General features: G+C 35.4%; 19 protein-coding genes. 12 read left to right on the top strand and 7 right to left on the bottom strand.

All coding sequences use genetic code 11. From position 1 onward, the window contains the following. Positions 1 to 81: 81 nt before the first annotated feature. The 3 genes from IPP61_21625 to folP all read right to left on the bottom strand — a co-directional run bounded on the left by IPP61_21625 (position 82) and on the right by folP (position 5,074). Positions 82 to 2,163, bottom strand: coding sequence for a T9SS type A sorting domain-containing protein (locus IPP61_21625; protein MBL0327724.1), 2,082 nt, complete (start codon positions 2,161 to 2,163; stop codon positions 82 to 84). A 156-nt stretch (positions 2,164 to 2,319) separates the two neighbouring features. Continuing rightward, positions 2,320 to 4,122, bottom strand: a complete 1,803-nt coding sequence (locus tag IPP61_21620) for a T9SS type A sorting domain-containing protein (GenBank protein MBL0327723.1) — start codon at positions 4,120 to 4,122, stop codon at positions 2,320 to 2,322. 121 nt (positions 4,123 to 4,243) lie between these two features. Beyond that, positions 4,244 to 5,074: a dihydropteroate synthase gene (gene folP, locus IPP61_21615; GenBank protein MBL0327722.1), complete on the bottom strand. Its 831-nt coding sequence runs from the start codon at positions 5,072 to 5,074 to the stop codon at positions 4,244 to 4,246. 37 nt (positions 5,075 to 5,111) lie between these two features. Here folP and IPP61_21610 point away from each other — a divergent pair, with 37 nt between their 5' ends. From IPP61_21610 to IPP61_21600, 3 genes are read left to right on the top strand one after another with little or no spacing between them, the layout of a single operon-like run. Continuing rightward, positions 5,112 to 5,666 carry a DUF1599 domain-containing protein gene (locus IPP61_21610; protein ID MBL0327721.1) on the top strand — a complete coding sequence of 185 codons (555 nt, stop codon included), beginning with the start codon at positions 5,112 to 5,114 and terminating at the stop codon, positions 5,664 to 5,666. A 1-nt stretch (position 5,667) separates the two neighbouring features. Next, on the top strand, positions 5,668 to 6,786 hold the full coding sequence (locus IPP61_21605) for a DoxX family protein (protein ID MBL0327720.1): 1,119 nt from the start codon (positions 5,668 to 5,670) through the stop codon (positions 6,784 to 6,786). 20 nt (positions 6,787 to 6,806) lie between these two features. Then, positions 6,807 to 7,331 carry a shikimate kinase gene (locus IPP61_21600; protein MBL0327719.1) on the top strand — a complete coding sequence of 175 codons (525 nt, stop codon included), beginning with the start codon at positions 6,807 to 6,809 and terminating at the stop codon, positions 7,329 to 7,331. A gap of 76 nt (positions 7,332 to 7,407) precedes the next feature. Here IPP61_21600 and IPP61_21595 read toward each other — a convergent pair whose 3' ends face one another. Together IPP61_21595 and IPP61_21590 are read right to left on the bottom strand one after the other, a co-directional pair. Then, on the bottom strand, positions 7,408 to 8,907 hold the full coding sequence (locus tag IPP61_21595) for a hypothetical protein (GenBank protein MBL0327718.1): 1,500 nt from the start codon (positions 8,905 to 8,907) through the stop codon (positions 7,408 to 7,410). 96 nt (positions 8,908 to 9,003) lie between these two features. Continuing rightward, the gene (locus tag IPP61_21590; protein ID MBL0327717.1) at positions 9,004 to 10,371 is read right to left on the bottom strand and encodes a hypothetical protein; all 1,368 of its coding nucleotides are present in this window, start codon (positions 10,369 to 10,371) and stop codon (positions 9,004 to 9,006) included. A 231-nt stretch (positions 10,372 to 10,602) separates the two neighbouring features. Here IPP61_21590 and IPP61_21585 point away from each other — a divergent pair, with 231 nt between their 5' ends. The 4 genes from IPP61_21585 to IPP61_21570 all read left to right on the top strand — a co-directional run bounded on the left by IPP61_21585 (position 10,603) and on the right by IPP61_21570 (position 13,103). Then, positions 10,603 to 12,075, top strand: coding sequence for a proline--tRNA ligase (locus IPP61_21585; GenBank protein MBL0327716.1), 1,473 nt, complete (start codon positions 10,603 to 10,605; stop codon positions 12,073 to 12,075). A 21-nt stretch (positions 12,076 to 12,096) separates the two neighbouring features. Further along, positions 12,097 to 12,555: a peptidylprolyl isomerase gene (locus IPP61_21580; GenBank protein ID MBL0327715.1), complete on the top strand. Its 459-nt coding sequence runs from the start codon at positions 12,097 to 12,099 to the stop codon at positions 12,553 to 12,555. A gap of 129 nt (positions 12,556 to 12,684) precedes the next feature. After that, the gene (locus IPP61_21575; GenBank protein MBL0327714.1) at positions 12,685 to 12,912 is read left to right on the top strand and encodes a type II toxin-antitoxin system HicB family antitoxin; all 228 of its coding nucleotides are present in this window, start codon (positions 12,685 to 12,687) and stop codon (positions 12,910 to 12,912) included. Then, entirely contained in the window at positions 12,909 to 13,103 is a 195-nt protein-coding gene (locus IPP61_21570) for a type II toxin-antitoxin system HicA family toxin (GenBank protein MBL0327713.1), read from the top strand. Before IPP61_21575 ends, IPP61_21570 begins: the two co-directional genes overlap by 4 nt. A 21-nt stretch (positions 13,104 to 13,124) precedes the next feature. Here the strand turns inward: IPP61_21570 and metF are convergent, their stop codons facing one another. Continuing rightward, positions 13,125 to 14,084, bottom strand: coding sequence for a methylenetetrahydrofolate reductase [NAD(P)H] (gene metF, locus IPP61_21565; protein MBL0327712.1), 960 nt, complete (start codon positions 14,082 to 14,084; stop codon positions 13,125 to 13,127). A 133-nt stretch (positions 14,085 to 14,217) separates the two neighbouring features. Between metF and IPP61_21560 the strand changes: the two genes are divergently transcribed. Further along, on the top strand, positions 14,218 to 14,802 hold the full coding sequence (locus tag IPP61_21560; protein MBL0327711.1) for a hypothetical protein: 585 nt from the start codon (positions 14,218 to 14,220) through the stop codon (positions 14,800 to 14,802). A gap of 55 nt (positions 14,803 to 14,857) precedes the next feature. Here the strand turns inward: IPP61_21560 and IPP61_21555 are convergent, their stop codons facing one another. Beyond that, positions 14,858 to 17,140 carry a carboxypeptidase-like regulatory domain-containing protein gene (locus IPP61_21555; GenBank protein MBL0327710.1) on the bottom strand — a complete coding sequence of 761 codons (2,283 nt, stop codon included), beginning with the start codon at positions 17,138 to 17,140 and terminating at the stop codon, positions 14,858 to 14,860. Positions 17,141 to 17,229: 89 nt separating this feature from the next. On the opposite strand from IPP61_21555, the gene IPP61_21550 reads away from it, so the two are divergent. The 4 genes from IPP61_21550 (at position 17,230) to IPP61_21535 (ending at position 23,787) form a co-directional block, all read left to right on the top strand. Continuing rightward, entirely contained in the window at positions 17,230 to 20,409 is a 3,180-nt protein-coding gene (locus tag IPP61_21550) for a UvrD-helicase domain-containing protein (protein MBL0327709.1), read from the top strand. Between the two features lie 95 nt (positions 20,410 to 20,504). After that, on the top strand, positions 20,505 to 22,097 hold the full coding sequence (locus IPP61_21545; GenBank protein MBL0327708.1) for a peptide chain release factor 3: 1,593 nt from the start codon (positions 20,505 to 20,507) through the stop codon (positions 22,095 to 22,097). A gap of 68 nt (positions 22,098 to 22,165) precedes the next feature. Next, the gene (locus IPP61_21540; GenBank protein MBL0327707.1) at positions 22,166 to 22,912 is read left to right on the top strand and encodes an acyl-CoA desaturase; all 747 of its coding nucleotides are present in this window, start codon (positions 22,166 to 22,168) and stop codon (positions 22,910 to 22,912) included. A 353-nt stretch (positions 22,913 to 23,265) separates the two neighbouring features. Continuing rightward, entirely contained in the window at positions 23,266 to 23,787 is a 522-nt protein-coding gene (locus tag IPP61_21535; GenBank protein ID MBL0327706.1) for a transposase, read from the top strand. Positions 23,788 to 23,917 lie beyond the last annotated feature (130 nt).

Below are 23,917 nucleotides of genomic sequence, written 5' to 3'. Positions count from 1 at the left end.
TTATTTGTGAATCTAAAATGTGGTATAAAAAAAAAGAGACCCATTTGAGTCTCTTTTAATTTTGAAAATTATTGTAATATTTTAGAATTTAACCACTTTTTTGGAAATTGTGCCACCATCAGTACTTATTACCACATTATAAAGCCCCGGAAGTAGTTTACTGAAACTAAATTCATGAACAGTTGAAGTGTTCCCTTTGAATGTTTGAGTTTGAACAATTCTGTTCATTTTATCATAAACTTTTACTGAGATGTTTTCACCAATAAGGTTTTTTGAATATTCAATTTTGATATCATTTACTGTTGGGTTAGGAAAAACAGTAATGCCTATGGTATTATTATTAATTAATCCCGAGGTAGGAATTTTTGCTTCAGTGGTTTTTGAATATGGAGATTCACCTACTGAATTTACTGCCTTAATTCTGTAAAGGTAATTTTTGCCGGATAATACGTTTTCATCTGAATATGAAGTGATATTTCGTGCAAGAGTTGCTACTATTGTAAATGAGGTACCATTATCTCCGGATTTTTCCAAAATTTGATTTTCTTCTCTTATTGAGTCATCTATCCAAGTAAGTCCGACTTTTGAGCCGGTAACTTTAGCAACTAAACCAACTGGTGCATTTGGTGTTTTGGTGTATTGAAAAATTCTGGGACCATTGACCTCTGAAGGTAGTCCATCTCCATAAATAAAGTTTCCGGCAGTTACCCTATAGCTGTACATAACACCTTCCTCAATATTCATGTCAACGAAATAATTGTAACTCGACTTGATTTTGGCTATTTCAATAAAAGGCCCGGTACCTGTGCTCCTTTCTATTTTAACATAATCATGGTCAAAATAATTGTACTTCCAGTTCAAACCATTGTTGGGGGTTCCAAGTGCATTTACAGTTGATACAATTGCCAGATTAACAGGAGGGAATGGAGGGCCAAAAGTGGTATCTACGGTTGTGACCATATTGGAGAAAAGGCCTTTGTCACTCAAAATAATTACACCAACATTGTATGCTGTACGCGGATTTAAACCAGAAATCTTTATAGAACTAGTAAGAGGTGGAAATCTACCCGCCTCAGAATATGTTGGATCACCGGCTTTTTTATACATTACAATGACTTCACTTACTTTATCGGTTCGACACTCAATATCTTCCTGCTGGTTTGTCCAACGGAAAGTTAAAAATGTATTGCTTTTAGCTTTAGAATCAGAAATCAGTCCCAAAACAGGCTTAGGATTTACATAAGTTTTTGGGGTAACAGAAATGGATAGTGATGGTGTAGTATTTGTAGAATTATAAGTTACTATTCTATAAAATACAGTTACTCCCGGATTTACATCAGAATCATAATATTCAGAGATATTAGGCGGAAACCTGTTTATTTCTTTGAAATTCAAATTATCATTTGATTTATGGAGAATTATCAATTCAACATCTTCCGGCCTGTTTTTAATAGACCAATTGATATGAACAATATCAGGACAATTTTTATCATATGATAAAGTTGCAGCTGGTGGGTTGTCAACCAAAGTTTTGCTGTAAACTAGTTCCGACCAGGGGCCAAACTGAGAATTATAGACAGCTCTTGCTCTAAATGAGTATAATGTTTTTGGCTTAAGCCCAATTACGGATTTTATTTCATTAGTTCCTGGAGGGTAAGATTCTGTTTTAACATTGCTTGTACCAGTTTCAGTCACTTCAACTTGAAGTCCAGTCTCAAATGGATTGGTGTCTTCAAGTACGAAGAGAATAGAAGTAGGTGAGTTCTGGGCAGATTCAGGTTTTACTTTTGGGGCAATTAATCCAACTACATTGATATTGAGTGTATCAGTTGAAGGAGAATAAAGCGTATCTCCAGGGGTGGAGCCCAATTTGTAACTTTTAAGGAATACTTTATAAGTTTCATTATAAAATAAATTTTCTAATGTATCAGATATGACCTTTCCTATTTTGGCAGTTTTTATAGGATTGGCACCATATTGATAATAAATCTTATATCCATTAAAAGTTCCACCTGGGGCCAGCCAGTTCAATTTTATTTTATTCTGAAGCGATATTTGGCTTCCTGTTAAACTAGCTGGAGGAGCAGGTAATAAAGGGCCTGCTTGCGAGAATACATCAAGAAAGCTGAAAATAGTAACTAAAAATATTATTAGGTTTCTCATAAAAATTAAATTAAGAGTCTATTGATAATGTAAAATTAATTGTTTTGTTAAGTAATTAAAAGTATTTTTTACAATGTTTTGAAATAAAAAAGAGAAGAGCCATATCTTATGACTCTTCTCTTAAGTAAAAAATAAATACAACTAAATATTGCCTAATTAATATTTTACAATTTTCTTAGAAATATTCAAATTGTCAGATTCAATTATTACACTGTACATACCAGCGTTTAATTTTGACAAAGAAATATTTGTAATTTTAGAGTTAGTTGATTTTGAAATCAGAACATGATTATTGAAATCAACCACTTTAATATTTACTTTTTCATTAATTAATTCACCAGGAAGTTCAATAGAAACCAAGTTTGAGGTTGGATTAGGAAAAATATTGATAGTAGGGTCTTTTACCAATCCAGAACCTGAATTAACTAATACGTTTGCAAAATTTGAAAAATCAGAACTTCCTAAAGGATTAACAGCTTTTACCTGATAATAATAGGACTTCCCTGACGAAACTGATACATCAGAATAATTAAGAATATTTCGGCCAACAGTTCCTGTTTTTGAATAAGTAGTACCATCATCAGATCTGTAAATTTCGAAATTTTCTTCTTTATCAGAAGCATCAGTCCATGATAGGTTTACTTTTCCCCCACCAGATTTGGCAATCAAGCCTACCGGACGGGCAGGAATCTCGGAATAATTAAAGATAATTCCATAAGAAATAGGACAATAAATTGACTCACCAAATATATTTCCGGCCTTAGCCCGATAATAGTATTTTTGGCCTTCGTTAATTGGGAAATGAGGAATCGCCAAATAACTGCCTTTTATTTTTCCTAAAAAACTAAAATTCACACTATCTGTACTTGTTTCAATCACATAGTAATCTGAGCCTGAGGATCCAGGTTTCCAACTAATTCCATTAATAGAATTTGATAATGCGTCTTTATATGATACAATTATTAAATCTTTAGGAGGAAGCGGAGGTCCAAGGGTTGTATCAATTCCACCAGGTGAATTTGATTTCAATTCGCGATCACTTATATAAAAAACAATATACTCAACGGGTTCTCTTTCATTTAAACCATCAATTTGAACAGAAGTATAATATGGAGGAACTTCTTTATAAATAAAACCTTCCTGATCTTTTCTTTTAAATCTAATAATTGTTGTTCTCCTGACATCAGATCGACAATAATTATCATCTACAGGATTTTCCCATGTGATGGTTAAATGATGATTTGATTTATTTGTTTGATCAGATCTTACATTTATAGGGTCTTTCGGATTACTAAATGGCGAAACATTTACTGTGACGAAATCTGAATGTGCAGTTTTCCCAATTATGTTTTGACTTATTACTCTGTATCGGATACTTCTTCCACTAATCATTTCTAAATCATAAAAATCTCTGGTATATGGAGGAAGGTTTTTGATAGATTCCCAATTTACTCCATCATATGATCTATGAACAAAAAATTCTGAAACCTCGTCTGCTCTTTCTGTAACTTCCCAGGTCAATCCAACAATTGTTGGACAATTAATCGAATTTGTTAAATTAACTTTTGGTGGGTTTCCAAGCTGTGTTTTTATGTAAACATCTGAAGACCATGGGCTTTCGCATCTGCCAGGTAGAAGTGATGGTATACCAGAACATGGCCCTAAAACTCTCGCTTTGATTAAGTAAGTAGTGTTTGGATTTAAGTTTGGTAAAGTTTGTACCGTATTTGAAAAGGCACCTGCAATTTTTACAGTATATTTGACATATGGAGTATTACCTCCTCCTTCAATTGCCACTTCCAAAGTATCTTCCCCTGTATTAGTGTCCAAAATTTGAACAGAAATAGAATTTGGGGAGTTGTTAGTGCCGAGATTAACCACATTTGGGGCTACAAAGCTTTGAGCAATTGCTCCAAAGCTGAATAACGCGACTAAAGAAACTAGAAAAAAATGTTTCATGATTTAATCAATTAGATTAGTTAAGATTTAATAAATGTAAATATAATATCTCGAATGGCAATTCCTCAAAATTCACAGGATATTATTGGAGAAAATTATTTTACGGTTTTTTGATTGAAGTTTAAAATAGGTTTTTAAATAGTTTTTTTACCTGAAAAGCCTCCTTTACATCGTGTACACGTAAAATCTTTGTTTTTTTTATTAATGCTAACATATGTAAGGCCGAGGTAGAATTTAATGTTTCTTCCGCAGTAATGTTTAGTAACTTGTATATCATTGATTTTCTTGATATTCCGATTAATACCGGATAGTTCTCATTTTGGAAAATCTCTAAATGTTGCAACAATTGGAAATTTTGCTGCTGGTTTTTTGCAAACCCAAAGCCAGGGTCAATAATTATGTCTTTTACCCCTGATTTTCTTAATTGATTCGCCTTGGAAAACAGTTCACTTAAAATTTCACTGTATAATTCGCCATAAGTTGTCATTGAGGCCATGTTTTGTGGATTTCCTCTTGAGTGCATTAAGATATAAGGTAAATTTTTAGAAATAATAAAATCAAACATTTTTTCATCTAAGGCACCTCCCGAAACATCATTTACAATACTTGCTCCGGCATCAATTGCTTCTCTGGCAACCTCAGACCTGAAAGTATCAATAGAAATCGGAATTTCCGGGAAATTAGAATGAATGATATCGATGGCTTTAGTTACTCTTTTTATCTCTTCATTAATATTTACCTCCTCAGCACCTGGTCGGGTAGAATAGCCTCCAATATCTAAAATACCAGCACCATTAGCAATCATTTGACCAGCTTTTTCTAAAAAGTCTTCCTGAAAAGGATTATATCTACTATCTTTGTAAAATGAATCTGGGGTTACATTTATGATCCCCATTATCAGCGGGTCTTCGAGATTGAGAAGTTTTCCGATTATATTTATCGTATTTTTCATAGTTTGCAAAAAAACTAAAAATATCGTATAATATCCGATGTCTAACACAGAAATTGAATATTCTGAAATAATTAACCAGTGCTTTGAGCTTTTCTCTAAAAAAAATAGAGATTATGGTACCTCATGGAAAATCCTGAGATTACCTTCTATCACCGATCAGATTTTTATTAAAGCCCAAAGAATCAGAACCTTACAAGAAAATGGATTTTCGAGAGTAGATGAAGGACAGATTCCGGAGTTTATAGGAATCATCAATTATTGTGTAATGGCCCTGATTTTACTTTCAGAAAAAAATGACTCCGATATATCTGGTAAATTAGAAAAAGATTATATTGCACAAATTGATGAAGTTAAAGAATTACTCTTTGATAAAAATCATGATTATGGCGAAGCTTGGCGAGCTATGAGGGTAAGCTCTATGACGGATATTATTTTGATGAAGCTTTTACGAATTAAGCAAATCGAAGATAATAATGGTGTGACTGTTGTTTCAGAGGGTATTAAGGCTGGTTATCAGGATATTATAAATTATTCGGTTTTCTGTCTGATAAAATTAAAAGAATCACAAATACAACAAGTGCATCAACAATAATATGAAAATCATAGCAAATTTTTCTAGAATTCTTGTGGGTTTAGAGTTCATTTTCTCTGGTTTTGTGAAAGTGGTTGACCCTTATGGCACAGGTTTAAAACTAGAAGAGTACTTTGAAGTTTTTGCGGGTGATATCCCTGCAATGGCTTCTTTTTTTGAATTTTTTGCAAGTCATTCTCTTGTTTTATCGCTTCTTTTCTGTGCTTTGGAATTGATACTTGGGGTAGCATTAGTATTTAGCTTTAGGATGAAAATGACCGCCTGGATGGTTTTAGGTTTGATGGGTTTCTTTACATTTTTGACTTTCTATTCGGCATATTTCAATAAAGTGACAGATTGCGGGTGTTTTGGTGATTTCCTTAAATTTAAACCTTGGCATTCATTTCTTAAAGATGTAATCAGTATGGTATTTATAATGATAATATTTTTATATCGTAATAAATACAAAAAATCTGAACTTGGAACCCCAATGGTACTCATTAGTACAATATTGACTTTTGGGATTGGAATATATGGAATAAGATATCTTCCTTTGGTTGATTTCTTACCTTATGCATCAGGAAAAAGTATTCCAAAACAAATGGAACAACCCAAAATTAAACCAGAATTGAGCTATGTTTTTCTTGATAAATCTACCGGAAAAGAAATTGACTCAAAAGAGTATTTACCTGATACCATAAAATATAAATATGTAAGTTCTGAAGTTTTGAATGAAAGTGAAATCAAACCGAAAATTACAGATTATGCTTTAGCTGATACCGCAGGAAATGATTTTACTCAGCAATCATTTGAAGGAAATAAACTTTTAATTACTATCAAATATACAGAGGGGCTGGAAGGAATTGATTTTGGAAAAATTAAAAGTCTGGTAAATAAAGTTTCTAAAAGGAAAGTCGAACCGATGATTTTACATTCTTTGGCCCGACAGGATATTGAAAATATAATTTCCAAAAATAACCTCAATTATGGCTATTATACTTGCGATGAAAAAGTTTTGAAAACCATGGCAAGAAATAATCCATGTATTATTTTACTCAAAAACGGCACTGTTGTTGACAAATGGAGTTATAATAATCTTCCGGATGCCGATAAAATTACTGAATTGTTAAACCAAAAATGATATAAGTTTTAAGATTAAGGATGACTACAAATATTTTTATGCTTGGGATGCCCTCTTCGGGGAAAAGTACTTTAGGACGTCAATTAGCCAAAGAATTAAATTACGACTTTATAGATTTAGATAAAAAAATTGAAGTTTCGGAAGGAAAAAAGATTACTGAAATTTTTAACCTCAACGGTGAAGAATATTTCAGGAAAATCGAAACAGATCAATTGAAAAAAATCGAGCCTGATTCTAAACTGGTTATTGCTACCGGAGGAGGAACGCCATGTTTTCATGATAATATGGAAATTATAAAATCAAACGGAATAAGTGTTTTTCTTGATGTGAAACCTTTCAAACTTGAGGAAAGGATGCGAAATTCAAAGAAAAACAACAGGCCACTTTTTAGTCTGGAAAGCGATTCTTTGGCCGACACACTTTTGAAAACCTATGAGGATAGAATAGATTTTTACAAAAAAGCCGATATTGTGATAGAAGGAGATACCGATGCCAATACTATTCTATGGATTTTGGATGCTCATTTTTCAAAAGTAGCAAAATAAAATTTAGTATTTTAACCAACAAAAAAGCAGACCTACATAAAAGTCTGCTTTTTTAGTTTATCCAGAAACGACCTTTTCAGAAAAATGTCCCTATACTTATCGCCAGCATTCCTTTGTTTTGATCAATTGCCACAGAGGAATAGTTTTCAGGATTTTCTAATGTGTAGGGTGTAAATGCAGACATTGTTTTAACTTTGCTATAAGCTACATCTGCAAATAATCTGGAGTTTCTAACGCCAAGGCCAACAGTGCCAATTAATAAATTTTTAGAATTATATTGGGCAGCATCACGATGGGGATCAGCCAAATAATTTAAACCTGCTCTTACCCGCCCAATTCCAAATCGTATTTCACCTCCGGCTTTTACATTCAAAACATTTTTAAATTCGTCCTGAATCCCTCTTTTTTGGTCAGAAGACCATTTTGTTTCATTTTTAGCATTTATGTTCATCATGCTGTAGCCTACATATTCGGCTTCAATACTGAGTACACCCATCTTTTTAGGTAAAATTACTGAAGTACCTAAGTTAGCTTTTAATGGTGAGGTTATTCTGTATTTAAAGTCTGCCGGTACAGTCGAAAGTGAATTGTAACTTTCCTGGAAAGCATCGGGATATTGGTTAAATGTTACCCAACTATTATAGGTCTCATTAACTTTCAATGCAGTAGGGCTAACAACACTTGCCCCAATTTTGATTGCATCGTTTAATTTAAAAATACCACCAAGACTAATATTTAATCCATTTCCGGAAACAAATAATTCATCGCCCACAGTATAATCTTTAAAAAAATTACCTTCTGGGAAACTTTCATTAAGATCAGAAATTAGACTATAATTTAAATTTTGAATTCCAAGGCTTGCTCCCAGGTAAGTTCTGTCATCATAATTGATGGCATACGATAAATTTACCTGACCTAAATTTCCAGTTTCAGTGACATTGCCATTTTGTACAACCGGAACTGAAAGCTCATTTGCAATAAAACCATCATCAATAGGATCAATCAGATATGCCCAGTAGGCCATTGAAATATCAGTTTTCCCCATTAAAGTTGTTTCATCAAAATCATTTCTTAAATCTTCAACTGTTGCCCCACTCAAATAGGCTTTTTCAGCAAAATAATCTGATATAGAGCTTTTCTGGTTAGAGCCCTTATAACTATAATCATTATTGAAGTTTGCTAAAGTTTGATAATTAAGACTCCATGCAGAGCGTTTTTTTCGGCTTCCTACACCCTTATTACTGAATACAACCCCGATTTGACCCAACGCCAGATTTGATGAGTTTCTTGTATTCTGGTTTCCTATATAACCTGCCGAAGTTTGATTCGAAATAAATACGGGAGTGATGCTAAATTCATTTTTGTTAAAAAATGCCAAACCAGCCGGGTTAATACTTGCATTGCTTATATCACCTCCAAGTGAAGTAAATGCACCTCCCATGCCCTGAACTCTGGCTGAGCCCATATTACCATAACTATAATATTTTAGGGCGTCTTGTCCGTAAAAATGGGTTTGACTCCAAGTCAAAGTTTGGGTTGCCAAAACGAAAATTGCGATAAAAAAAGCTTTTTTCATTGTCTTAAAATTGATTTTTGGATAAAAAAATCCCCGCCAACAACAATTGGGTTAATCAGCGGGGAGAAACATTAATTTAAATACTATACGAAAATTTTATCTTGGTCCTCTTGAACTTCCACCACCGGAAGACGATCCACCGCTACTTCTGCCACTACTACCAGAGGATGAACTACTACTACCTGATGAACCAGATGAATAACTTCCTCTTGATGAAGAACTACTACTTCCTGAAGAATACCCCGAACTTCTTGATGAACTGCCAGAAGAATAATCAGAACTACGGGTCGAAGAACCTGAAGAATAGCTACCTGATCTTGAACTTCCATAATTTCCAGAAGAAGAACGGTCAAATGTTCCCGATGAACTGCTTCTTTCACTACCCGAATAGCTTCTTCCCGAATTACTCCCTGAGTATGAATAACCATTGGATCTGCTGGATTTTTCAGAACTATATGAATCGTAGGTACTAGTTCTTCTGGCACTTGGATCATATGCTTGAGTAGTTCTGCTTTTTGTGCCTTGTGTAACACTACCTCCGGAATTGGCCGTTGTACCACCTCTGCGGTCAGAAAGAACTCTCGTTCCGTTTGAATTTGTATTTCCGGAATTACGTGCAATTACAGGATTGGAAGTTCTGCCACTTGAAACATTATCTGATGGCCTTCTGGTATTTGTAAATTTATCATTGTATGTCCCTGTATTTCTTCCGCTACTTCTGGTGCCAAAGGTACGGGTACCTTTTTGATACGCATTATTGGCAATAACTGACTGATAATTATAGTAAGGACTGTATCCGTTTCCATAGTAACCCCAGCTGTCATATGGGCTGTAACCCCAACTGTTATATGGGCTATACCATGAATTGTAATACATTGAGCGATATCCCCACGGACTAAATGCTGAATATCCCCATGGATCATAGAATCCTCCATAATAACTACTTGCCCATGGGCTGTAATAGCTTCCCCAACGATTCCAGGAATTATAAGGACTGTACGAGAAGAACATGCTACTACCATATCCATAAAATGAATTGAAGCCATAGGGTGAATAGCTAAATCTATTGAAAGGAGAATTGAATCCTAGAGGTTGATTGTTCCAGGCGTAATCAGTCCATCCCTGACTGTAACCATCTGAATAGCCATCAGAGTAACCAGGTTTGGATGAAGGATTTCTTTTATAATCTCTTGAAGTTATATAATCGTCGCTAAAATAATCCTCAGTGCCTTCTGCGTTGCTTTCAGGCATTGGGTCATACTCATCATCATAAGGGACTGTCTGCGAAGGATTAACAGGCAACTGTTTTTGTTTTTGAAGAACAGCCATAGGCGATACTGCTGCATCGGCCGAAGTGGCATACATATCATCTGTTTCGTTTTGTGTCGGGATTGATTTGTTGGTACAAGATGCCAACAAGATGCCAGCTCCCAATGCTAATACCGAATTTTTCAGAGTCATCATTTCTTTATTAATTTAATGTACCAAACTTTTACTATTTAGACGACAAAACTCCCATAAAGGTTGCTTTGTTTTGGTGAATAATTTGTTAATGTTATCTAAATTATTCATTACAAAAATAATATTAAAACCTATCTTTGCAATCACAATTATATACGTTAACAAAATATTTAACAAAAAGCTATCGAAGAATATTTCAAAAATAGCTTAGATAAGTGAAATAAATTCAAAATAATGTCAAAAGGTCTTCCAAAACGCAGTGAAAATTATTCCGAATGGTATAATGAGTTAGTAAAAAAAGCAGATTTGGCCGAGAATTCAGCCGTAAGAGGGTGTATGGTAATTAAACCCTATGGTTATTCCATTTGGGAAAAAATGCAAAGGGCATTAGACGATATGTTTAAAGAAACCGGACATAGCAACGCTTATTTTCCGCTTTTTATTCCAAAATCATTTTTGTCAAAAGAAGCTAACCATGTCGAAGGTTTTGCTAAAGAATGTGCTGTGGTTACTCACTATCGCTTAAAAAATGACCCAAATGGCAAAGGAGTTATTGTTGACCCCGAAGCCAAGCTTGAAGAAGAACTGATTGTAAGGCCGACTTCCGAAACTGTAATCTGGAGTACTTATAAAAGCTGGATTCAATCTTACCGCGACTTACCACTTTTGATAAACCAGTGGGCCAATGTGGTAAGATGGGAAATGAGAACCAGGATTTTTCTTCGGACTGCAGAATTTTTGTGGCAAGAAGGGCATACAGCTCATGCCACAAGAAAGGAAGCGGAGGAAGAGACCTCTCAAATGCTAAATATTTATGCAAAATTTGCGGAGGAATGGATGGCAGTACCTGTAATTAAAGGTAGCAAGACAGCCAGTGAGCGTTTTGCAGGTGCAGAAGACACCCTTTGTATTGAAGCCATGATGCAGGATGGTAAAGCCTTACAAGCCGGTACTTCTCATTTTTTAGGTCAAAATTTTGCAAAAGCCTTTGATGTTAAATTTCAGGATAAATCAGGAAATCTGGAGTATGTTTGGGGTACTTCATGGGGAGTAAGTACACGGTTAATGGGTGCTTTGATTATGGCACATTCTGATGACCTTGGGCTGGTATTGCCTCCAAAATTAGCTCCAATTCAGGTTGTAATCGTGCCTATTTATAAAGGAGAAGAGCAGCTTGAGCAGATTGCAGAGAAAGTAAAACCTATTTTGAAAAATCTTAAAGCCAAAGGCATAAGTGTAAAATTTGACGATGACGATCAGGCAAGGCCGGGTTGGAAGTTTGCCGAATACGAACTCAAAGGCGTGCCTGTGCGGATGGCGATAGGCATGAGAGATCTTGAAAATAATGTTGTGGAGATTGCCCGTAGAGATACATTGACCAAAGAGTCGGTTTCACTTGATGGCGTGGAAGAATACATTTCGGAGCTTTTAGAGAAAATCCAATGTAACATTTATGACAAAGCATTCGATTTTAGAAAAAACAACACCCATGAAGTGAATTCCTGGGAAGAGTTTCTTGTTAAAATCGAGGAAGGTGGATTCTTGATGGCTCATTGGGATGAGACTTCTGAAACCGAAGAGAAAATTAAAGAACTGACTAAAGCTACTATCAGATGTATTCCATTTGACAGTAAAGATGAAGAGGGTAAATGTGTTTATTCAGGAAAACCTTCCAATAAAAGGGTAATTTTTGCGAGATCATATTAAAAATTAAATACATATAATAAAATGGTAAAAACCGGAGATACAGTGAGCCTTCACTACAAAGGCACTTTAAATGACGGTACCATATTTGATTCTTCAGAAGGACGCGAGCCACTTGAGTTTGAAGTAGGAAGTGGCATGGTGATTTCCGGATTTGATAATGGCGTACTTGGCATGGCAATAGGAGAGAAGAAGTCTATTCACCTTTCGGTGGAAGAATCTTATGGTCCTGTAAATGAGCAGGCCATCTTTAAATTTGACAGAGCCGATATTCCTGCAGAGATTCCTTTGGCTGTTGGTGAAACTCTCAATATGCATGATGGTCAGCGACCAATACCTGTGATTATCAGAGAGGTACAAGACACTCATGTAATGCTTGATGCCAACCATCCTTTAGCCGGTCAGGAGCTTAATTTTGATTTAGAATTAGTTTCTATTTCTCCCGCAGGAGAAATCATCGTAGATTACGAAGATGTAAAATAAATGGGATCTGATATTCTATTGAAGAGGCTTCCGTTTTGGGAGCCTTTTTTTTGAATATTTTCAAAAAAGTAAAAGTTGGTGTTATTTTATCCTTTTTTGATTTAAATTTGAAAAAACATTATTGGATTTATGAATTATAATTTTAAAATCCTTTTACAAAAAGCCGAAGAAGGAGGATTTACGGTTATTGTACCTTCATTGCCGGGATGCATTACTCAGGGTGAAGATCTTGATGATGCAATTATTATGGCTAAAGAGGCAATTGAAGTCTATATTGAAGAATTAAAAGACAGAGGTGAAATGATTCCTGATGATACCAACACATTTGAATATTCTTTGAATCTTGCAGTAGCATGAACCTTTCTCCAAAATACTTGATAGAAATCCTGAAGTTAAATGGATTCGTATTTAAAAGGGCAAAAGGGTCACATCAGGTATATCACAATTCAGTTAACAATAAAACTGCAATAGTTCCAGTTCATGGCAACAAAGACTTAAAAAAGGGAACATTTCTAGCAATTCTTAAACAAGCTGGTATTTCTATTTAGGAAATATTTAGAAGTTTAAACTTAAAACACCGCCTTAGCCACAGCCATGGTAGTAGTTGATTTACTCATGGTATAAAAATGCAAAGCAGGGACCCCAAATTGAATCAATTCTTTGCACTGATTGATTGTCCATTCTATTCCAATCTGCCTAGCTGTTTTATCGTCTTTTGCTTCTGAAACCTCTTTACGGAGTATTTCAGGCATTTCCAGAAAGAATATTTTTGGTAAAATATCCAGTTGTTTTTTTGTAGATAATATTTTCAAACCGGGAATAATTGGGACTTTTATTCCATTCTCCCTGCATTTTTTTACAAAATCAAAATATTTCTGATTATCAAAAAACATCTGAGTAACCAGATATTCCGCTCCGGCATCCACCTTATTTTTTAGATTCTGGAAATCTTTTTCAGCATTTTCGGCTTCAAAATGTTTTTCCGGATATGCAGCAGCTCCAATACAGAAATCGCTTTTTGATAAATATTCTGATTCTTCGTGCAGATATTTTCCAGAGTTCATGTCTTTTATTTGGCCGATCAGTTCATTGGCGTAAGCATGACCATCTTTGAAAGGTTTAAAAGAGTCAAATGGCTTGGCGTGGTCGCCCCTAAGTGCCATTACATTCTGAATACCCAAATAGTTTAGGTCAATCAGAAGATCTTCTGTGTCTTCCTTAGTGGTACCCCCACATAATACATGAGGTACCGCATCAACGTCAAATTTATGCATGATGGCCGAACATAGCCCTACCGTGCCGGGTCTTTTCCGTGTTTTGATTTCCTGAAGGAATCCATCTGCGTTGGGTACAGAAATATATTCCTCCCGATGATAAGTTACATCAATGAAAGGCGGCTTGAGCTCCATCATAGGCTCAATATCTGACAATAATTCATCGATTTTTCCACCTTTGGCAGGTGGTATTATCTCGATTGAAAAAATGGGCTTTTCATTTGCTTTTGCCAGATGTTCCAACACTTTTGCCATAAATTTCCGGGTTTTTTGCCTGCAATTTAATTCATTTAGATGTAACCCTCGAAAAATCAAATTTTAAATTGACTTCGAAAAGTAAAATTTGGATAATTTATCTAAATTTACTGAAAATTTTAACCTTAAATAGATGAAAAAACTACAATACGTAATTTATGCAATGCTTATTTTGAGCAATGTGATGGGACAAAATGTAAATCTTAACGATTATGTGGGGAAGTACAATTTTGAAGGGGCACCTTTTGGCTATGTGATAGTTTCAGTTGAAAATGGCACTTTGATGGCTGAAGCTGAAAATGTAGGTAAAGGAGAAATTTCAGCATCCACTACTGCTGACCAATTTACAGAACCCAATAATAATGCAGTTTTGGTTTTTGAAAGAGATCAAAATAAAAAAGTTATTAAGTTAAAAGTAACGGCGATGGGGCAGGAGTTTGTTGGGAAAATAGAAGGGAATCCTTTGGATGAATACACCGGAGTTTACAAATTTCCATCTGACAGCCCGGTTTATGATCTGAAAATTTCTATTAAAGACGGCCAATTGTACGGAGATACCGAACAAGGGAGTGCTTTTCTGAAAACAACTGACAAAAAAGATGAGTACACAGTAATAGGGTATGATGGCAAAGCAACTTTTTCAAGAGATGCCGCCGGAAAAATCGTTAAAGTATTGTTACAGATTCAGGACATGGAATTAAACGGTGAGAAAAAGTAAGGTTTCTTTTTCTCAAAAAGAGGGTTTCCAGCTATTTGGAGACCCTCTTTTTTATTTAAAACTCCCACCTGTAATTAAGCATCGGAATCATCCCCAATTGGTATTTTGTGACGGTTTCTTTGAGGTAAGAATCGTAATATTTGTAAGCTACATTTTTCTGATTCACAAAATTCTGAATATCCATAGATATCATTCTGGATCTGTTTTTCTTTGATTTTTTGAAATAAACTCTCAAATCAGGACGAAAATAATCGGAGTTTCTAACTTCAAGAGGTTTTGAAAAATCATAAACTGTAAAACCCAGTGATTTGGATTGCTCGACATCAATATTATAATCTCTGAAACCACCCAACCAGGCAATACGAGTATTTAAGCCTATAATTTTCCCATTTTTCTTTTCCCATTCTTTACCAAAAGTAAGATTGAAAATATGTCTGCCCGAAAATCTAGTTTCATAGTATTTTCCATCATAAGCCTTAAATTCAGACTTATAAAAAGTAGTATTTATCAAAGCAAAAAGGCCTTTGGTAAGGTGGCGACGATAATTTAGTTCTATTCCCTGGTTTATTCCCTGAGTTGATTTGCTGTCAGGAGTGGGGTTGAGGGTATATCCCCAAAAATCACTACCATTGAGTACGGAAACGAACAGTCTTGTAAATTGAGGTGTATTAAAGATGTTTTGATAAAATACTTCCCCAAAAAATTCGTCATTGAGTCCGGAACTAATACTGTACCCCACCGCAAAATGATGAGCTCGCTGAGGTTTAAAAGGCAGCGTAAAGGCCAGGCGTGAGTTGGGCTGAAAACTATGCAATCCATAGGAGCCTTTCAGGGTAATTTTTGGAGTGACTTCATAAGCCATTCCCAATCTTGGCTCAACATAGGCATACTGTCCTCCATTATATACAGGAAAAGTAATGCCAAGATTATAAGAAAATTTTCTTTTTTCGGAATTTATGATTTTGAAAAAAGGTGAAACCAAAAATTCATCAAAAGCAACGAATACATTGTCAGAATTTGACTGGTTAAATTCGTTGAAAAAATGGTTCAGATTTATACCTGTTTTCAAGGTGAAGGTCTTGTTTAATTTTCCTGTAAGGGCACTGCTAAATCCGACAACATTTCGGGCGTGGTAGCGATAGCTGAGATTGCTAGAGGGGTCAGTAGTGTATTGACTCCTGAGGTTTTCCAGACCGGAATTGGCCAGGACAGTCTGCAAAAACCAGGTTTTTCCAAATGAAATCTTATGTTTCATGCCAACTACACCCATCCGGCTAAAGAAATCTATATTATTGAAGTCTTTTTCTGATTCCCACTGAGTTTTGTCGGTGGGAGGTGCAAAAATATTAGAAGAATTTCCGCCCATCAGAAAAAAAGAAAATGCTCCCGCTTTTTTGGTTGGGAAACAAAAATTCGCGGCTATATCCTGGAATTTCATTTTTTCTCCTCCAAAATCCATACCCATGGCCACCAATAATCCGGTGAAAGAATAACGGTAGTTAAATAAATAACTGCTTCCTTTTGATTTGTTAATTGGGCCTTCAGAGCTAAGATCAATGCCCACCAGGCCGATCTGGGCAGTATGTTGATACTTTGTGGCATTTCCTTCCTTGAAATACATATCCATCACTCCGCCGAGGCTATTGGAATAATCAGCAGGGAATGACCCACTCAGAAAATTCATGTTTCCCAGCATCTGCGAAGATAAAATATTGGTGCCGCCTCCCGACTGTGTGGGTTGATCAGAATAAGTACCCGCATTACTGAAATGGTTTGGGTTTACGATTTCGACACCTTCAAGTCTCCATTGAAGGGCATCCGGAGTATTACCTCTTACCGACATGCCGTTGGCCTGGTCGTTGTTGTTGGCCACGCCCGCCAATGAAAAAGCAAGTCTTGCCGGGTCAAAAAATGTTGCAGGAAAACGCATCACTTGTTCCATGGAAAGAGGAGTGATACCCGTAAGGGCTTGTGAGACATTTGTTGATGTGGATTTTACAGTAAGCGGACTCAGGCTTGTGGAGGCCGGCATCAGGCTGATATTGAGCACCAATTCTTTGGATGACTCCAATAATAGTTCTTTGACCAAAACTTTTTCATAACCTACAGACGAAATTTCTAATTCCAGCCTTCCCAAAGGCACATTATTGAAAACTACCTTACCTGCATCATCCGCAGTTTGATTCAAATTATGTTTCGAAATCTTCACGGTTGCACCTGCCAAAGGAGCATTACTGATCTGGTCTTTCAGGCTTATCCTAATGTTTTGGCCATTTTGGGAAAAAGAATTAACTTGTATATTCAAAAATAAAAATATCAGAATGATGGTCTTGTACATTAAAAGGCGTTTTTTTGCAAATATAAGATTATTGTACCTTTACTAAGGAAGAAATCATTCGCACCCGATTAATTTTAAAAATAAATATTGTGAGTTTATTCAAAATTTATAGTTCTTCGGCTGGTTCGGGCAAAACTTACACTTTGACCAAAGAATTCCTCAAACTTGTACTTTCACAGGATCAGAAAGATTATTTCAAGAAAATTTTGGCCATCACTTTTACCAATGATGCCGCCGGCGAAATGAAACACCGGATTGTAAGTGCCTTAAAAGAGATTGCAATTGGTGAAAATGAACAATTGTCAACACAACTTGTGCTGGAGATCGATGGTATTGATAAAATTACTTTGCAAAAAAGGGCTGAAAACACATTTCAATCAGTTTTGCAGAATTACGGAGAGCTTTCAGTAAAAACCATTGATAGCTTTGTAAATCAGATTGTTAAAGTTTTTGCTCTGGATTTGAGTGTGCCGTACAATTACGAGATTACGTTTGACGCCAAACTGCTTCTGTCACAGGCGGTTGACAGCTTGCTTGATAAAGTGGGTGTTGAAAATGAATCAGACCTGACCGACGTATTGCTGGATTTTGCTCTCGATAAAGTGGAGGAAGGAAAAAGTTGGAATGGTCTCGCAAGTGAAATTAAGAAATTTGGAGAAATACTCCTGAATGAACAAGGCAAGTTATTGATTTCAAAAAATGAATCATTGAGCCTGAAAGATTGCAAGGAGATTTTGAAAAAAATAAAAAAATACAAATCTGATACACATAAAAAAATAAAAGAATTGGCACAGAAGGCTTTTGATTTGATTGAAAGTAAAGGCCTGACGATGGAAGATTTTACCAGAAAAAAAACAGGCATCTATGGTTTTTTTGATAGGCTAAAAACTGATCAAACTGCACTTTTTGCCGAAAATTGGCCCAATTCCTATCATTGGGATGCCCTGAAAAATGATAATTGGTATGGGAAAAGTAAATCGTCGGCAAGTTTTCTAATCGATGAAATAAAGGATGATTTAAGAGAAATTGGGCTTCAGATTGCAGAATATAGAAACGACAAGTATTTTATTTTAAGTCATATTCAAAGAAATATTCTGAAAATACCACTTCTTACACGAATCAATACGGAATTGGATGAAATAAAGGCTCAAAAAAATGAAGTGTTTCTTTCAGAATTTAATCAAAAAATACTGGATGTTGTAGTTAAGGAACCGATACCGTTTGTTTATGAGCGATTAGGAGAAAAATTTGAGCATATTTTGATCGACGAATTTCAGGATACCTCAAACATGCAGTTTTACAATCTGCTTCCTTTGATCGATAATTCGATTTCAAAAAATCAAAAAAATCTGATAGTTGGCGACCCCAAACAGTCGATTTACCGATGGAGAGGTGGAAATATCAATCTGATGCTGGATTTGATATTTAAAAATCCGGAAAATCTCAAACAAAACATAGAAACATCTGAGGTTCAATTTTTCCAGATCGACAATGTGGTGCGGGAGGCAGAACTTGAAAACCTTGCAACAAATTACAGAAGCCGTAAAGAAATAATTGAATTCAATAATCAGTTTTTTCAATTTTTGGTAGAAAGCTCAAAAACGGATTTCCCGGCCATAAAAAATGTTTTTGATGGTCACGAACAGGGACTTTCTCCAAATACCAAGTCCGGTGGTCATGTAGAAATCCGGCGATACAATGAGGAAGAGGAAAGTTTGGATAAACATGTATTGAAAATTGTAGAGGAGGTCCTTTTAGCTGGCTTTTCATTGGATGATATTTGCGTTTTATGTCGGAAAAAATCTGAGAGTCAGGAGGTTGCCGATGCTCTCAAAAAAGCAGGCTATGAGGTTAATTCGAGTGATTCACTAAAATTAAACTCCAATCTGGCGATAAGTTTTCTACTCTCATTTTTAAAAGTAATCAATCACCCAGAAGACTTGTTCCTTAAGTTTGAAACGCTACAATTTTGGGCACTTTTAAATGATAAATCAGATATTGTCAATCAATTTTCTGACTATTCTGATTTTGATTTTCAGGCATTTATCAGATTTTTCGGAAATCAGGGTGTCGTTTTAGATGAAAATCTACTTATTAATCAGGATTATTATAGAGTTTCGGAATATCTGATTGAATCTTTCGGTTTACTGGAAAATAGTTTGAATCAGGATTATATTTTTAATTTTCTTGATGTACTCCTGAATTTTCTAAGGAAGCAGAGTCGTATTTTAAGTGATTTTCTTAATTATTTCGAAGAAAAAAAAGATGCTCTTTCTTTAAATAAAGCAGGAAATAAAGCTATCACAGTCACTACTATTCATAAATCAAAAGGACTTCAGTATCAGGTGGTGATAGCACCCAAAGTTAGCTGGGATACCAAGCCAATGAGTTCAGACCAAATATGGCTTGATGTAGAATCGCTTGGCTATGAGGAACTTGAGGTTAATGGCTCCAGGCTTTTTTCAGCACCTTTTACTTCAGGAATCAGAAAGGAAACTGAATTGGGCAGAGAAGAATTCAGTATTCATGAAGAAATGACTTTCGTCGAAAATGCCAATTTATTGTATGTAGCACTTACACGGGCTGTACAAAGACTTTATATTTCTTATCCTTTAAAATCGAAAAAAGGTATCGAGGTATTTGTTGATGATTTTTGCAATAATTATTTTGGAGAATTTGATGAAACCAATAAAATCGTAATTTCCGAAGGCGATTTTAACATTGCGAAACCTTTAGATATTTCAAATGAAAATATTTATCATGCCAAATTTAAAGCCATAGATTTCTATTCTGAAAGCCTAAAATTAAAAACGCAATCTGCTTTCAGGAATTTGGATAATGCACATAAAATTGAAACGGGCAATCTGATTCATGCCGCTTTTGAGTTAATAAAAACCCCTGAAGATGTAGATTTGGCAGTAAAAAAACTTAATGCCACGGGCGTTTTATCTTCAGAGAAATTGCCTGAAGTGAAAGAGAAAATTACAAAAATAGTCAACGAGCCATTGCTAAGTTTTTTATTTGATCAAAATTATACCATCATCAACGAAATCGAGATTGTCTACCAGAGTGAGATTTCCCGACCAGATAAAGTGGTAATAACCCCGGATGCGGTGTATGTGGTTGATTATAAAACAGGTGAAAAAAGCCCAAAACATAAAGAACAGATAGTAGGCTATAAATTCCTTCTGAAGAAAATGGGTTACAACAATGTGATTCCTATGTTGGTATATCTGGAGCCATTTGAGGTGGAAATTGTGGAAGAATAATCGAAAAATAGGTTTATTCTACAAAATAATTCATTTCCCAAATCACCTGATTATTTGTACTTTTGCATTTTATTCCAAAAAATCAAACTAAATAAGTGTCGTTTCTTAAAGAGTTACAAAAGCGTCGCACTTTCGCGATAATTTCTCACCCAGATGCCGGAAAAACCACTTTAACTGAAAAGCTTTTGCTTTTTGGGGGTGCAATTCAGACCGCAGGGGCAGTGAAATCAAATAAAATTAAAAAGACTGCTACTTCCGATTTTATGGAAATAGAAAAGCAGCGTGGGATATCTGTGGCTACGTCTGTGATGACTTTTGAGTATGGAGGCAGGAAAATAAATATTCTGGATACCCCCGGTCACAAAGATTTTGCCGAAGATACTTATAGAACCCTCACTGCAGTTGATAGTGTGATTTTAGTAATTGACTGCGTAAAAGGAGTTGAAGAACAAACCGAAAGGCTCATGGAAGTGTGTCGGATGCGTGATACTCCTGTGATTGTTTTTGTAAATAAAATGGACCGGGAAGGAAAAGACCCGTTTGACTTACTCGATGAATTAGAGCAAAAACTTAATATCAAAGTAAGACCTATCACCTGGCCGGTAAATATGGGTTCGGGTTTTAAAGGGGTGTATCATCTGCTTGAAAATCAGATGAATTATTTTAAAATTAACAAAACCAAACTCGAAGATGAAGTAAAAGCTATTGCATTGGATTCTTCAGAGCTTGACAAAAGTGTTGGCGATAAGGATGCCGCACAGTTGCGGGAAGATGTTGAAATGATTGATGCCATCTATGATAAATTTGATACCAAAGATTACCTGGAAGGCAAAATCGCCCCGGTGTTTTTTGGTAGTGCAGTAAACAGTTTTGGTATTAAAGAACTTCTTGATACATTTTGTGAAATTAGCCCCGAGCCTATTTCACGAGAAACCAATATCAGAAGAGTGGAACCAACTGAAAATAAATTTTCGGGATTTGTTTTTAAAATACATGCCAATATTGACCCTCGTCACCGCGACCGTATAGCTTTTTTGAGGATTTGCTCGGGTACTTTTGAGCGTGGGAAATTTTATAAACATGTAAGATTGGGTAAGGATGTGCGTTTTTCGAATCCTTATATGTTTATGGCCGATTCTAAAAATGTGGTAGATGAAGGTTACCCAGGAGATGTCGTGGGATTGTACGATACCGGAAATTTCAAAATTGGTGATACGCTAACAGAAGGTGAAGCACTGCAATTTACCGGTATTCCCAGCTTTTCTCCTGAGCTGTTTAGAGAGGTGGTCAATACAGATCCAATGAAAACCAAACAATTGGAAAAAGGTGTATCACAATTGGCCGAAGAAGGGGTGGCTCAGTTGTTTACCATGCAACCCGGTAACCGTAAAATAATTGGTACAGTTGGGGAATTGCAATTTGAGGTAATACAGCACCGGCTTCTGCATGAATATGGTGCCTCTTGTCGTTTTGAAGGAAAACCATACTCAAAAGCAACCTGGATTACTTCTGAAAATCCTGAAAAATTAAATGAATTTATGCGATTGAAATCAAATTTTATTGCCTTGGATAAAGACAATAATCCGGTATTTCTTGCCGAAACCGACTGGATATTAAGGATGAATAAGGAAAATAATCCTGAAATTGAGTTTCATACTACATCGGAATTTAAGGTAAAATCGAATTAATTTAAAGTCTTAAGTGTTAATTCTTTGTTCGTTGGAATCGTTTTTTTTAGTTTTTTAAATATTTATAAATGGTAATTTTTGTTTTTTTTATTTCTCATTGGTACTTATCGCTTTTTGCCCAGACTTTCTTTTTGCATAGATATGCAGCTCACAAAATGTTTACAATGGGGCCAAAGACCGAAAAAGTGTTTTATTGGCTTACCTGGATCTTTCAGGGATCCTCATTTTTGAGCCCCTACGCTTATGGAGTTATGCATCGCTTACACCATGCATTTGCTGATACCGAAAATGACCCGCATTCGCCTAGTTTTTCTAAAAACTTATTCGATATGATGTGGAAAACCAAAGACTACTATCATAATATTGTGGCCAGAGTTGATAATATTGAAGCCAAGTTTAAGAAAAATGTGCCTCACTGGGAGTTCATGGAAAAGTTTGGTGATACATGGGTATCGAGAATAGGCTGGGGTTTAGTTTATACCTTTTTTTATTTTTATTTTGCAGAGAGCTATTGGGTTTTCCTTTTATTGCCCGTTCATTTTCTAATGGGACCGGTTCATGGGGTGATTATCAACTGGTTTGCTCACAAATATGGCTATCGTAATTTTGACGTTGACGACACTGCCCGTAATTTATTGCCTGTAGATGTTTTGATGTTGGGTGAAAGTTATCACAACAACCACCATAAATTTGGTGGCAGGGCAAATTTTGGCATAAAATGGCATGAATTTGATCCAACCTATCCAATTATTAAGATTTTGGATTGGATAAAAGTGATTAAGCTTAAACCCAATAATGACCTAAATTACATGTGATTTGATTTTAATTTTAAGATAATAAAGCGGCTAAATGGTCGCTTTTTTTTCGGCCATTTTTTTCGGCCCTTATTTGTGTCTGTCCTTGTTTGTGATCGCCCTTGTTTGTGTCCTCACAAACAAGCTATTACTGCCATTTTTGTGACCGTCCTTGTTTGTGTCCTCACAAACAAGCTATGTCGGCCCTTTTTGACCGCCTTTTTTTTGACCGCCCTTGTTTGTGTCCGCCCTTGTTTGTGTCCTCACAAACATGCTAATCCCGCCATGTTTATTTCCGCAACAACAAAAAAAACCTTTTTTTATTTGATTGAAAAACAAAAATTTAGGAACTTGTTTTTTTAAATAGCTACCACATGGATTTAAACAAACTATATTTTTACACCGCCTCCATATTAGATCATAGAAAATTATTATTGGGTGATGATTACAAAGAAATCATAATTGAAAGCCTCAGGCATTTGGTTCAAAAAAAGAAAATCAAGGTTTATGCATTTGTAATTATGCCTAATCACATTCATTTTATTTGGGAACTTCTTGAATCAAATGGTAAGGAAATGCCACATGCCAGTTTTATGAAATATACTGCTCATCAATTCCAGAAAAAGCTTAGGACTGAGAATCCAGATTATTTGGAGGTGTTTCGGGTAAATAAGATTACCCGCGACTATCAATTTTGGCAAAGAAATGCACTACCAATAATCCTTTTTTCGAAAAATGTAATGATGCAAAAGTTAAACTATATCCATAATAACCCATTGCAAAAACATTGGAATTTAGCAGAAAATCCTGAAGATTATTATTATTCCACTGCAGCATATTATAAAAATGGCTTGGAAAACTTTGATTTTATAAGTCATATTGGAAATTGGTTTTAAAACAAAGTTTGTGAGGAAACAAACAATGGATTTATTGTTTGTGAGGACACAAACAAGGGCTGTATTATTTGTGAGGACACAAACAATGGCCTTCTGTATTTTTTTGTGAGGACACAAAAAATGGCCTTCT

This window comes from Cytophagaceae bacterium (assembly GCA_016722655.1).
Lineage (GTDB): Bacteria > Bacteroidota > Bacteroidia > Cytophagales > Spirosomataceae > Leadbetterella.
This window is presented reverse-complemented; position numbering and strand designations above follow the sequence as displayed.

Excerpts from the sequence above, each read along its gene's own strand:
- metF (MBL0327712.1), bottom strand. The coding sequence starts at position 14,084 with ATGGCAAAAGTGTTGGAACATCTGGCAAAAGCAAATGAAAAGCCCATT.
- IPP61_21570 (MBL0327713.1), top strand. The coding sequence starts at position 12,909 with ATGAACCTTTCTCCAAAATACTTGATAGAAATCCTGAAGTTAAATGGA.
- IPP61_21600 (MBL0327719.1), top strand. The coding sequence starts at position 6,807 with ATGACTACAAATATTTTTATGCTTGGGATGCCCTCTTCGGGGAAAAGT.
- IPP61_21555 (MBL0327710.1), bottom strand. The coding sequence starts at position 17,140 with ATGTACAAGACCATCATTCTGATATTTTTATTTTTGAATATACAAGTT.
- IPP61_21610 (MBL0327721.1), top strand. The coding sequence starts at position 5,112 with ATGTCTAACACAGAAATTGAATATTCTGAAATAATTAACCAGTGCTTT.
- IPP61_21620 (MBL0327723.1), bottom strand. The coding sequence starts at position 4,122 with ATGAAACATTTTTTTCTAGTTTCTTTAGTCGCGTTATTCAGCTTTGGA.
- IPP61_21595 (MBL0327718.1), bottom strand. The coding sequence starts at position 8,907 with ATGAAAAAAGCTTTTTTTATCGCAATTTTCGTTTTGGCAACCCAAACT.
- IPP61_21540 (MBL0327707.1), top strand. The coding sequence starts at position 22,166 with ATGGTAATTTTTGTTTTTTTTATTTCTCATTGGTACTTATCGCTTTTT.
- IPP61_21605 (MBL0327720.1), top strand. The coding sequence starts at position 5,668 with ATGAAAATCATAGCAAATTTTTCTAGAATTCTTGTGGGTTTAGAGTTC.
- IPP61_21575 (MBL0327714.1), top strand. The coding sequence starts at position 12,685 with ATGAATTATAATTTTAAAATCCTTTTACAAAAAGCCGAAGAAGGAGGA.
- IPP61_21560 (MBL0327711.1), top strand. The coding sequence starts at position 14,218 with ATGAAAAAACTACAATACGTAATTTATGCAATGCTTATTTTGAGCAAT.
- IPP61_21590 (MBL0327717.1), bottom strand. The coding sequence starts at position 10,371 with ATGATGACTCTGAAAAATTCGGTATTAGCATTGGGAGCTGGCATCTTG.
- IPP61_21625 (MBL0327724.1), bottom strand. The coding sequence starts at position 2,163 with ATGAGAAACCTAATAATATTTTTAGTTACTATTTTCAGCTTTCTTGAT.
- folP (MBL0327722.1), bottom strand. The coding sequence starts at position 5,074 with ATGAAAAATACGATAAATATAATCGGAAAACTTCTCAATCTCGAAGAC.
- IPP61_21580 (MBL0327715.1), top strand. The coding sequence starts at position 12,097 with ATGGTAAAAACCGGAGATACAGTGAGCCTTCACTACAAAGGCACTTTA.
- IPP61_21535 (MBL0327706.1), top strand. The coding sequence starts at position 23,266 with ATGGATTTAAACAAACTATATTTTTACACCGCCTCCATATTAGATCAT.
- IPP61_21585 (MBL0327716.1), top strand. The coding sequence starts at position 10,603 with ATGTCAAAAGGTCTTCCAAAACGCAGTGAAAATTATTCCGAATGGTAT.